This is a genomic window from Pedobacter puniceum, from assembly GCF_009674685.1.
Taxonomy (GTDB): Bacteria; Bacteroidota; Bacteroidia; order Sphingobacteriales; family Sphingobacteriaceae; genus Pseudopedobacter; species Pseudopedobacter puniceum.
In genome coordinates this window covers 1-12,977 of sequence record NZ_WKJI01000002.1, presented here as the reverse complement: position 1 = coordinate 12,977, position 12,977 = coordinate 1, and the positions used below count along the sequence as shown (strand labels likewise).

The following is a 12,977-nucleotide window of genomic DNA, read 5'->3' as shown; positions in this document are numbered from 1 at the left end:
TTTAACTTTGTGTAAAATTACTTTCATTTAAAAAGCATGAAGAAGATCGTATTCATTTTTGCCCTCTTGTTAAATCTGTACGCAGGTTTATTGTTTGCTCAAGTTCCTCAACAATTTAATTATCAGGGAGCCGCTAGAAATGCAAATGGAACTCCTATTGTTAACAGGGCTATTGCTCTTAGGATTTCTATATTAGAAGGTAGTGCAACTGGTACCAGTGTATATACCGAGACAAGAGGGGTTACAACCAATTTATTAGGACTTTATAATGTGCAGATAGGAAGTTCAGGGGCGTTAACCACCACAGGTAGTTTTTCTTCGATAAATTGGGCAAGTGGTCTTAAATACATTAAAGTTGAAGTAGATCCAAATAATGGAAGTAATTATTCTTTAGCTGGTACGGCACAATTATTAAGTGTGCCTTATGCCTTATATGCTGGGGGTGGAGTAGGTTCTCCGGGACCGTCAGCTTTTCAAATAGCAGTAAATAATGGTTATACTGGTACCGAGGCGCAATGGTTAGCTTCATTGCAAGGCCCACAAGGCCCAATTGGTCCACAAGGTCCGGCGGGTGGTCCAGTAGGCCCACAAGGTCCAGCAGGAAGCTCAGCTTATCAAACAGCAGTAGCAAATGGTTTTGTAGGTACCGAGGCGCAATGGTTGGCATCTTTACAAGGAGCAACAGGTCCACAAGGTCCAGCAGGAAGTTCAGCCTATCAAGCAGCAGTAGCAAATGGTTTTGTGGGAACGGAAGCACAATGGTTAGCATCTTTACAAGGTCCACAGGGTATACAAGGCCCACAAGGTCCAACAGGCGCAACCGGAAGTTCAGCATATCAAGCAGCAGTAGCAAATGGTTTTGCAGGTACTGAGGCGCAATGGTTGGCATCTTTACAAGGGGCAACAGGTCCACAAGGTCCAGCAGGAAGTTCAGCCTATCAAGCAGCAGTAGCAAATGGTTTTGTAGGTACCGAGGCACAATGGTTAGCATCTTTACAAGGTCCAACCGGAGCAACAGGTCCACAAGGTCCAGCAGGAAGCTCAGCCTATCAAACAGCAGTAACAAACGGTTTTGTGGGTACCGAGGCACAATGGTTAGCATCTTTACAAGGTCCAACCGGAGCAACAGGTCCACAAGGTCCAGCAGGAAGCTCAGCCTATCAAACAGCAGTAACAAACGGTTTTGTAGGTACCGAGGCACAATGGTTAGCATCTTTACAAGGTCCAACCGGCGCAACAGGAAGCTCAGCCTATCAAACAGCAGTAACAAACGGTTTTGTAGGTACCGAGGCACAATGGTTAGCATCTTTACAAGGTCCAACCGGCGCAACAGGAAGCTCAGCCTATCAAACAGCAGTAACAAACGGTTTTGTAGGTACCGAGGCACAATGGTTAGCATCTTTACAAGGTCCAACCGGCGCAACAGGAAGCTCGGCTTACCAAACAGCAGTAACAAATGGTTTTGTAGGTACCGAGGCGCAATGGTTGGCATCTTTACAAGGAGCAACAGGTCCACAAGGTCCAGCAGGAAGCTCAGCCTATCAAACAGCAGTATCAAACGGTTTTGTAGGTACCGAGGCGCAATGGTTAGCATCTTTACAAGGAGCAACAGGCCCACAAGGTCCAACAGGAGCAACAGGAAGTTCAGCCTATCAAGTTGCTGTATCAAACGGTTTTGTAGCTACGGAAGCACAATGGTTAGCATCTTTACAAGGAGCAACAGGCCCACAAGGTCCAACAGGAGCAACAGGAAGTTCAGCCTATCAAGTTGCTGTATCAAACGGTTTTGTAGGTACGGAAGCACAATGGTTAGCATCTTTACAGGGTGCAGCAGGCCCACAAGGTCTACAAGGTCCAACAGGTGCAACGGGAAGCTCAGCTTATCAAACAGCAGTAGCAAACGGTTTTGTAGGTACTGAGGCACAATGGTTAGCATCATTACAGGGAGCAACAGGCCCACAAGGCCCGGCAGGCGCAACAGGAAGCTCAGCTTATCAAACAGCAGTAGCAAACGGTTTTGTAGGTACAGAGGCACAATGGTTGGCATCTTTACAAGGAGCAACAGGCCCACAAGGCCCGGCAGGACCTCAGGTGCTTACCAATACCCTAACTGCCACCAATGGTAACTTGGTTAGTACAGTAAATGGGGTAGCCAATAGCCCAGCAGTAGCCGTTTTAGTAAGTGCAAATAATGGGTTAACTGCTACAAATGGAAACGTTACCTTAGGAGGTACCTTAACCAGTGCAACTACTGTAGACCAAGCAGGTTTTAACTTAAGCCTAACAGGTGCAGGTAATTTAGGTATAGGAACTGCAAATCCTAATAATAAATTAGAAATTAGCGAGGGTACTATAGGAAATTCTGGATTAAGATTTACCAATTTAACCAGTGCCTCCCCCGTAAATTCTACAGCAGGAGCTACTTTAGGCGTAAATGCTAATGGTGATGTTATCATTTTAAGTAGTGCTAACTCTACTGCAGCTAAAAATTATATTTATATGCCTTCTGTTGCTATTGATATAACAACTGCAGGTACATTTAATATTAATTTATATAATGAATACTATCAACAGTTTAATAATCCATTAGTAATAAGTCCAGGTGCGCCACCTGCTATTCCAACTGTACCTGCTGCAACTGATTTTTATTATTATATAACTTTTTATGATACTACTATTTTTAGTAATCTTAGTATTGATGTTAATGGTGTATTAACTTACACTGTTAATAGTGCTGCACCAACAGAATCAACATTTATGAATATAGTTTTAGTACCCAAAAATTAATATAGTACTATAGCATCATAAAAAGTTAATCATACAAATGAATCAAAATTTCTAGATAAGTAAATTAATTAAAATGAGAAGTAGGCTTAAATACATTGGTATAATTGTGTTGCTTACAAGTTTTGTAAACATAAATACTTATGCTCAATTTATCATAAAAGTAAATACACAACTAGGTACAGGTAATAGTTTTACACTTACTGGAGCACAGCCTAATACAAATGTAAATATAATAGTTAAAGATATTACTGGTACAACTACTTTAGCATCTTTTCCTAATGTAAGTGCGGCAAGAACAATTAATAATAACGAAATAATTGGTAACCCAACATCTTATCAGATAGAATATAGCAATGTAACACGCATAAATTTCAATAATGGAGGTGATAGATTGAAGTTAACTGAAGTTGTACAATGGGGTACTTCCACTTGGTCATCTTTTCAGAATGCATTTTCTGGTTGTTCTAATTTAACTTCAGTATCTATTATTGATGCGCCAATTTTAGGAGCAAATATGAATCTTTCAGCCATGTTTTTGAACTGTACATTGCTTAATGTAGGTAATTTTAATGGTTGGAATGTTAGTACTGTAGTTAATATGCAATCATTGTTTCAAAGTGCCTCTGCTTTTAACCAACCATTAAATAATTGGAATACTTCTTTAGTTACTACTATGGCGAATATGTTTCAAAATGCCTCAGCTTTTAACCAACCATTAGATAATTGGAATACTTCTTTAGTTAATACTATGGCAAATATGTTTAGTGGTGCTTCAAGTTTTAATCAAAATATAAATGTTTGGAATGTAGGTAATGTTATAAACATGTCTGGAATGTTTCAAAACGCAAGAAATTTTAACCAGCCTTTAAACAGCTGGAATACGGCTAATGTAACTAATATGTCTTCAATGTTTTCTGGCGCTCCTTATACTCCGCCAGCAACTCCAACTATTATTTTTAATCAGGATATAAGTAGTTGGAATACCTCTCGTGTTACCAATATGTCTTCTATGTTTTCTAATAATAGATTTTTTAACCAACCGATAGGTAATTGGAATACCAGTTTGGTAACAAATATGTTGAGCATGTTTCAAAGTGCTACAGCTTTTAACCAGCCTTTAGGTAATTGGAATACTTCATTAGTTACTAATATGGCAAGTATGTTTCAAAGTGCTATAGCTTTTGACCAACCGATAGGTAATTGGAATACTTCTTTAGTAACTACTATGGCAAGTATGTTTAGTGGTGCTTCAAGTTTTAATCAAAATATTGGTAGTTGGAACACGGCCAATGTTACGGCAATGAACAATATGTTTCAAAGTGCTACAGTTTTTAACCAGTCACTTAATAACTGGAATACAGCCAATGTTACAGCAATGAACAATATGTTTCAAAGTGCTACAGTTTTTAACCAGCCACTTAATAACTGGAACACGGCCAATGTTACGGCAATGAACAATATGTTTCAAAGTGCTACAGCTTTTAACCAACCGATAGGTAATTGGAATACTTCTAAAGTAACTACTATGGCAAGTATGTTTCTAAGTGCTATAGCTTTTGACCAACCGATAGGTAATTGGAATACTTCTTTAGTTACTACTATGGCAAGTATGTTTAATACTGCTTCATCTTTTAATCAAAATATTGGTAGTTGGGATGTTAGAAATGTTACTACTATGGCACAAATGTTTAATAATGCGGTTAATTTTAATGGACCTATAGGTAATTGGGATACAGATAATCTAAATACTTTTAATGCAATCTTTCAAGGAGCAATTAATTTTAATCAGCCAATAGGTAATTGGAAAACAGGTAAGGTTACAAATTTTTCTAGTGTTTTTAATAATGCCCGGGCTTTTAATCAGAACATTAATTCATGGGATACTGGTTTGGCAACAACAATGGCTTCTATGTTTCAAAATGCTTATGCCTTTAACCAACCTCTTGATAACTGGAATACTGCTAATGTAACCAATATGCAGAATATGTTTTTGATGGCACCAACTCAAGGCGCATTTAACCAAAGTTTAGCTACTTTTGATATTAGTAAAGTAACCACTATGGCAGGTATGTTAAATAATACCAACATGAGTGTTGAAAATTATGACCAAACTTTAGTAGTTTGGGCAAGCAAGCCTCGTTTAAATGGGGTGCAACTTGGTGCAAGTGGGCGTGGTTATTGCTTTAGTTTACCACAAAGACAAAGTTTAATAACTACCAATGGTTGGATAATTACAGGAGACATTTTGGCCTGTGCGCCTGGCGGGGTTTCTACAAATTTATCATGGTGGTTAGATGCAGATAGAAATACACAAAATGGTAATACACCTACTAATAATGGGCCAATAGACTTTTGGGGTAATAGGAGCTTACAAGCAACAACACCTAATAGCCTAGCACCTCCCGCTGTAAATGCAAATCCAATGGTGGTTGCTAATAGCTTGAATTTTAACCCGGTAATAAGGTTTGATGGTATTGATGATGTTTTACAAAGTGTGGCAACTAATAGTGGTTATAGATCTTCCACGTTTCCAGGTCAACAAACAGCTTATATCGTTGGTCGTTTTAATGGTGGTAATCAAACTTTGTTTTCTCATCAAGGTACTGCAAATCCTGTTGTTAGTTCTAGTATTACAACAAGTAATGTAAGTTACACAAATAATGGTGCTACAATTGGGTTTAATTACAATAATCCATTAAATGATACCCAAATAAAGGTTATTTCTTTAAGTCCTCCAATAAACGCAACAAGTGCGGGTACATTTTTATTAAATAGAAATGGCTTAAAAACTGATTCAATTTTTATTCCTATAGGAGGGTTATTATTACCTAATACCACAGGTATATATAGGGTAGGTGCTGATGCAATTGGTAATAATTTTGCGGGAGATATAGCAGAAATGATTTTTTATAGAGCACCAACAAATAATTTAGGTGATACAATTAATAGACGTAGAATTTTAACCTATTTAGCAATAAAATGGGGTATAAGCTTAGGGGCAAATACGGCATTTAACTATGAAAGTACAGGTGGTACATTTGTGGTTTGGGAAGGGAATACCCGTTTTCAAAATAATATTGCAGGTATAGGTAGAGATGAATTAACTACTTTAAATCAAAAGCAATCTCAATCAATTAATAGCGGTAACCAACTAATTATATCTTTAGGTGAAATAGCAGCAGATAACGATAGTAATACAAACAATTTTAATCTAGATAAACAATACTTAGTATGGGGAGATAATAATGGTAGTGATGTTATACGTACTCCAATAGCCAAACCTTTACGGCTAGGTAAAAGAATGCAGCGTTTATGGCGAGTGCAAATAAGTAATAATTTTAGCCAACCAGTAACGGTTTATTATCCTACATCAGCATTAACAAATATATTTGGTAACAGATCTGTGTTTTTAGTGCATAGCAATGTAGAAAATTTTAATAGCACTCAAAACATTTCAATACCAGCCACAGGAACACAAACAATAAATGGTATAGATTATACAAGTTTTAGGTTAACATTTCCGAGTATTAGCACACCATTTTTCATGAGCTTTGCTGCAAGTTATAGGCAGGTAATGGTAAACCCTGCAGCTATAAGTACAAATTTACAAAACCGCCGTATTAAATAATAAGCTATGATAAAGCAAATTTTAATATATATGTTTTCTTTAATTTTTTTAAGCAAAATTAAAGCACAAACGCCAGATCATTTGCCTTATGCTATAAACTCGGCAGGTATGTATAGCATTATCAATGGAGAAATGTTTGATAGCAATTTAGGAGAAATGGTATTAACAGAAACTTTTACAAGTTTACCAAACATGCTACTTAGCCAAGGTTTTTTGCAGCCTTATTATGTAGAAACCAATTTGGCTTCTCCATTAGTTTTTTATAACGCTTTTTCGCCAGATGGAGATGGGAAAAATGATTCGTGGGTAATAGAAAATATTGATTTATATCCAGAAAATACCTTAACCATTTTTAATAGATGGGGAGGCGAAGTCTTTAAAGCAGCAAATTATTCGTCTGCAAGTGCTTGGAAAGGTGATAATGTACATACTGGAACCTATTTCTACATTTTAAGGGTTACCATTAACGGGCAATTGCAAATATTTAAAGGCTTTATCACCGTAGTTAAAGAAGACTAATATGAGATTAATAACTTATACACTGCTTTTTATCTTACTAAGCCATAAAACAATGGCCCAACAGGAGGCACAGTTTAGCCAATATATGTTTAACGCTTTGGCTATTAATCCAGCCTATGCCGGTTATAAAGAAACTTTAAACCTTAGCTTATTACACCGCGACCAATGGACAAGTTTAACCGGTGCACCACAAACACAATCTATTATTGCAGATGCAGCTTTGGGGCAAGCTAAAAAAGTTGGACTTGGTTTATTAGTGTTAAATGATCGTATTGGATTACAAGGTCAAACATCTGTGTATGCCAATTATGCTTATCGTTTACCTGTAGGTGTTGATAACGAACGCTTGGCATTTGGCTTGGCACTAGGTATTTCCGAATATTCATTATTGGGTTCTGATGCTATTATTGCAGATAATTCTGATCAAAAATTAACAACTGATTTAACACATTTTACACCCGATGCCCGTTTTGGTATCCACTACTCTAATGATGTTTTTTTTGCTGGTTTTTCCATTATCAATATGCTTGGCAGGTCTCTGGACTATCAAAATACGCCAAACGGAACGGTAACAAAACAAGGTAGACACTACATGCTAAATTTAGGTTATTTGGCAGATTTAAATCAGGATATCAAGTTTAAACCATCTATTTTGGTTAAGGAAGATTTTAGAGGGCCTACTAGTATGGATATTAACGCAGCTTTGTTGTTTAATGAAAAAATTTGGATAGGTACTTCTTACAGAACCAATTTGTCTTTATGGCAAAAGGTAGATGTAAATCAAACTTTTAGAAATAGCTCTATGGTAGGGATGATGGAGTTTTTTATAGCTAAAAACCTACGTGTTGGTTATGCGTATGATTATAACTTATCCTCAACTATTGGCAGATATGTACAGGGCTCTCATGAGATTTCTGTTGGCTTTGCCATCAATTCAAAATATGATACCGCTTTACAAACACCAAGGTTCTTTTAAATTTTAAAGATGAAGTATTTAAAGAAAATATTAATTATTTGTACGCTCTGTTTAGGAATATTACCCTTAGCTGTACAAAGTACAAGTATTAAAAGAGCAGATAGGTTGTATCAAAAGTATGATTATAATTTTGCAATACAGATATACGAAAAATTACTTAAAAAAAGACCCAATTTAGCAATCGCAGAAAAATTAGCAAATTGTTATCGTTATACAAATGATGCTAAAAATGCCGAGCGTGTTTACGCCATGATTTTGGGATTTCAAAACTTTAAACCCTCAGCATATAAATATTATGCTGATGCTTTAAAACAAAATGGAAAACATCAGCAAGCGAAGGAAAATTATGAAAAATTTTTAAGCATTGTACCTCAAGATGCATCCATTATAAAAAACAAAATTGCCTCCTGTGATTCTGCAATAAAGTGGTTACACTATCCAAATAGGCAGGTAGAGATTAAGCCATTTATGTTGGCTAACTCAGAGTTTGCAGATTTTTCTATGAGTATTTACAAACAAAATTTTGTATTCAGCTCAGACAGAAAAATAGACGCTAGCAAAGCAAATAAATATCAAAATATCTATGGATGGACAGGTAATGCTTACCTTAAGCTTTATGAATATCAGGTTGATAATCAAAATATAATCCCCTTTCCTGTACAAATTAATACAGATTATCATAATGGCACCAGTTCTTTTTCTGCAAAAGGAGATACCATTTATTTTACACGTACAGAAAAACCAAAAGGTAGAAATAAAGGTAGTTTCAAATTCATTAGGAATGCTATTTATTTTGCGGTTAAACAAAATGGTGTATGGAGTAAAGCCACTCGTTTATTTGGTGATGGTATTAATTATTCTGCGCAACATCCGGCATTATCTGTTGATGGGCAACTATTATATTTTGCTTCTAATATGAAGGGTACCGTAGGCGGTATGGATATTTTTGTGTCTCGTAAAAATGCTGATCATACATGGAGCGAACCTATCAATTGTGGTACAAGTATCAATACACTTGATGATGAAGTATTTCCGGTAGTTAAAAATAATCAACTTTATTTTTCATCAAACGGACGTATTGGTTTAGGCGGCTTAGATATTTTTAAAGCTGATGGTAGCATCAATAACTTTACAGACGCTATCAATCTTCAAGCACCTATAAATTCTACAAATGATGATTTTGGGATGGTATTTACCGATGATTTTACGGGATATTTATCTTCAAACAGGTTAGGCGGTAAAGGGCTAGATGATATTTATAGTTTTAATATTACCCCACCAAAAGAATTAATTTTTGCTTTAAAAGGTATAGTGGTACAAAAAGGCACAACATTTACCATAGGTGGAGCTAAAATTTTAATTACAAATTTGAGTACCAATGAGGTGGTAGAGCTTGTTACTGATAACCTTGGTAAATTTGTTTTAGATACTTTACAAAAAGAAACAGATTACAAAATAGCACTTTATAACTCAAGAAATAGTGTTGAACAAGAACTCACTATTTCTACCAAAGGCTTAAAAGAATCTAAAACTTTCGAAGTGAAACTAGAGTTAGAAATCAAGGAGAATGATATTGTAAGACTCAATAATATCTATTTTAACTTTGATAAATGGGATATACGTTACGATGCTAGTAAGGAATTAAATAAAGTGTTTGAATATCTTAAAAATGCGCCTTTAGTACATATAGAGTTAAGAGCACATACTGATGCCAGAGGAAGTATGGTTTATAATCAATATTTATCTCAACAGAGGGCAGAATCAGCTATGAAATATCTGATACAAAAAGGTATAGAGCAATATAGACTTAAGGCAATTGGTTTTGGAGAAACTATGTTAGAAAACCATTGTAAAGATGGAGTTAAATGTAGCGAGAAAGACCATGCATTGAATAGAAGGGTAGAGTTTAAGGTTATTAAAGACAAATAGCTATTTAAGAATCGTATATTCTCCTTTATCAAAGTTTAGGATACATAAGCTAACATCCAGCTTAGTATAAATTTTTAAAGAGAAGAGGCTGTCTCAAAAATCATATTTGTCACATTGAGTGGACCTTTGTTGTCATCCTGAGGTCTAATATATTTCATATAAATCAATATGAAATGACGTTAACTTTGCAGCGGCAAAAAACCAAGAGCAGCATAACAGTCGTTCTAATAGTGCTATAGCCTGTTGCTGAGCTTTGTTTTAGGGCATGATATTAAACAATATTGGTGAATCTTATGATATCCCGCATGGTAGCAATATCCTTTTTTAAGATGCCCTAGGCTCAAGGTTTTTTTAAAAAGGCCGCTTATTTGCATGAGTAGTTTAAGTAACATCTATCCAAACAGCGCTGGTATAGATATCGGCAGCGAGAAAGTTTTTGTTTCTGTAGAAGAACAGCCCGTACGTAATTTCCGAACATTCACATCCTCCTATCGGGAACTTTCGGTATATTTAAGAGCGCATAAAATTACCCATGTAGCTATGGAAGCCACAGGTATATATTGGATTACCCTTTACGATATTCTGGAGGAAGAAGGCTTTGATGTAACCTTGGTCAATCCAGCAGACAGCAAGAATCTGCCCGGAAGAAAAACAGATGTACAGGACTGCCAGTGGATACAGCAGCTATTTAGTTATGGACTGTTACGCAAAAGCTTTGGTCCCCAGGATATAGTTAGAAAACTTAGGGTATATACACGAATGCGTGAGGATAAACTCCAGATGGCATCTTCCCATATCCAGCATATGCAGAAAGCACTTATTCAGATGAATATTAGACTGCCAGAAGTATTGTCTCAAACCCATGGAGCAAGTGGTATGGCTATGATTAAAGCTATACTTCAAGGAGAGAGAAGTGCAGAGATTTTGCTTAGCTATTGCACAAGTTCCCTAATCAAAACAAAGGGTAAGGATATTCTACAGGCTTTAGAAGGTAATTACAAAGAAGAATATATATTCGAACTTCAGCAGGCTTACGATGGGTATATGTTTTATTTGCAACAAGTGAAAAGCTGCGATAATGAAACTGCTAAAATATTAGAAGAATACAACCACAAGTCCGATAAAGATTATAAGGACAATTATCCCATAAAACCTATACGCCATAATAAACCTGAGATAAAAGATTTACATAATTTGCTTTTAGGAATCCATGGAGCAAACCCTACAGTATTACCTGGGCTTACGGATTACAGCCTGCTAAAATTGACAGCAGAACTAGGAAATAATATTGGACAATGGCCTACAATTAAACAATTTATATCTTGGTTAGGATTAGCTCCCGGTAAACATCAATCGGGTAAAATGAATAAAAGAAGCAAGAAAAAACCAATAACAAGAGCTGGGCAGATTTTCAAACAAGCAGCTCAAAGTCTTTTGATTAGTAAACAGCCCGGTTTAGGAGCTTTTGCAAGAAGGCTTAAATCCCGGAAAGGTTCAGGTATTGCAATTAAAGCCACAGCTAGAAAAATAGCGGAACTATACTATAGGATGTTTGATCAGGGAATGGATTATGTAGAGCAGGGAGTAAAGAAGTATGAAGAAAAACTAAAGCGGCAACAGTTGAACTTTGTTATTAAAAAAGCAAATGAGCTGAATTTGCAATTGATTGAAAATTAATATGTTATTAAAAACGTCAATGGTAGCGAAGTCGAAGGATAAGAAAAGGCTTCGACTCCGCTCAGCCTGACATAAAGTGATGATTTGAGACAGCCTCTAGCTTAGCTTTCTGCTATGTTTTTATAGAAGGAGGTTTAAATCATTAATGCCCACCTTCTGTTTCAATTTTATTGACATCAAAGCCTTGTTTTTGTAGCTCTTTACTTACTTTCCATGCAAAAAACAATAAATAAGCGAAACATATTACAGGGATAATGTAAGATAAATGGATACCGCTATTATCGGCAAATATACCTTGTACTGGTGGAATTATAGCACCGCCTAATATCATCATGATTAAAAATGAGGAACCTTGACTGGTGTATTTTCCTAAGCCTGTGATGGATAATGAGAAAATACATGGCCACATGATAGAGCAACATAAACCTCCGCTGATGAAAGCATAAGTTGCTGTTTGACCTGTGGTTAATAAGCCAATTACCATAGCTACAACACCTAATACAGAAAATGTAGCCAAAGTTTTTGCTGGTTTTTCCTGGCTGTAAAAGAAGCCAGCTATCAATACCACAATACAAATGGCATAGATGTATAAATTACCAATATCAGTACCGCTGATATGGTTAAAACCTAATATCACCGCGAAGGCAATAAAGGGAACTACTATAGTTAAAATATTTTTAACCGATTTGCTCAGGTTAAAAGCCGATATAGCACCTGTCCAACGGCCTATCATTAAACTGCCCCAGTATAAGGATATAAAAGGCGCTATTTCTGCCTCTGGATAAGAACCAAATGCTGGCGTATTTAACAATGCTCCAAAATTACTTTGTATACTTACCTCTACCCCTACATAGGTAAAGATGGCTAGCATCCCTAAAATTAATTGAGGATATTTCATTGCGCCCCAGCCTTCGGGCTTTTTGCTTGCTGCTGTGCTTGATAAGAATAAGGTTAATACTACAATAAGTAAAGAGGCATAAACATAAATAGCTGCAGATATACCTGTCATACTTGCTAGAGGATCGGCAGCTAAAATCAACAGAAAGGCTACCAACATAATCAGTAAAGGACCATTCGTTTTTTTACTGGCTTCTATATGTTCATCACTGGTTACTTTTGGTAATTTAGAGATAGCAAAGAAAATGGCTACCCCAATAAACAAACCAGCTAGGATGTAATAAAGCATATTGATAGAAGTAATTTCTACGGCTTTAGGCTCGGCACCTGCGGCTGTACCAAATAAGATAATACTTACGATAATGGGGCCTAATAAAGAACCAAAATTGTTTACACCACCGGCAAGATTTAACCTATCAGCACCAGTTTCTGGTGTGCCTAAAGCTACTGCAAAAGGATTGGCTGCCGTTTGTTGTAGGGAGAAACCTATAGCAATCACAAAAAATGCAGTTAGGATTAATCCGAAAGAACCTATATTAACCGAAGGAACCATCATGAAAGCTC

Annotated in this window: 7 protein-coding genes; 6 read left to right on the top strand and 1 reads right to left on the bottom strand. The window is 36.3% G+C overall.

Going from position 1 to position 12,977, the window contains the following annotated elements:
* Window positions 1-36: 36 nt before the first annotated feature.
* The 6 genes from GJJ64_RS06845 to GJJ64_RS06820 all read left to right on the top strand — a co-directional run bounded on the left by GJJ64_RS06845 (window position 37) and on the right by GJJ64_RS06820 (window position 11,516).
* Window positions 37-2,787: a hypothetical protein gene (locus GJJ64_RS06845; RefSeq protein ID WP_154286977.1), complete on the top strand. Its 2,751-nt coding sequence runs from the start codon at window positions 37-39 to the stop codon at window positions 2,785-2,787.
* A 73-nt stretch (window positions 2,788-2,860) separates the two neighbouring features.
* Window positions 2,861-6,415, top strand: coding sequence for a BspA family leucine-rich repeat surface protein (locus tag GJJ64_RS06840; protein ID WP_154286976.1), 3,555 nt, complete (start codon window positions 2,861-2,863; stop codon window positions 6,413-6,415).
* A 6-nt stretch (window positions 6,416-6,421) separates the two neighbouring features.
* On the top strand, window positions 6,422-6,934 hold the full coding sequence (locus GJJ64_RS06835; protein ID WP_154286975.1) for a gliding motility-associated C-terminal domain-containing protein: 513 nt from the start codon (window positions 6,422-6,424) through the stop codon (window positions 6,932-6,934).
* Window position 6,935: 1 nt separating this feature from the next.
* Entirely contained in the window at window positions 6,936-7,910 is a 975-nt protein-coding gene (locus tag GJJ64_RS06830; RefSeq protein WP_154286974.1) for a PorP/SprF family type IX secretion system membrane protein, read from the top strand.
* 9 nt (window positions 7,911-7,919) lie between these two features.
* Window positions 7,920-9,839: an OmpA family protein gene (locus GJJ64_RS06825; RefSeq protein WP_154286973.1), complete on the top strand. Its 1,920-nt coding sequence runs from the start codon at window positions 7,920-7,922 to the stop codon at window positions 9,837-9,839.
* 372 nt (window positions 9,840-10,211) lie between these two features.
* Entirely contained in the window at window positions 10,212-11,516 is a 1,305-nt protein-coding gene (locus GJJ64_RS06820) for an IS110 family RNA-guided transposase (RefSeq protein ID WP_154286972.1), read from the top strand.
* 142 nt (window positions 11,517-11,658) lie between these two features.
* On the opposite strand, the gene GJJ64_RS16830 is transcribed toward GJJ64_RS06820, so the two are convergent.
* On the bottom strand, window positions 11,659-12,977 hold a 1,319-nt coding region (locus GJJ64_RS16830), incomplete at its 5' end, for an MFS transporter (protein WP_195759244.1).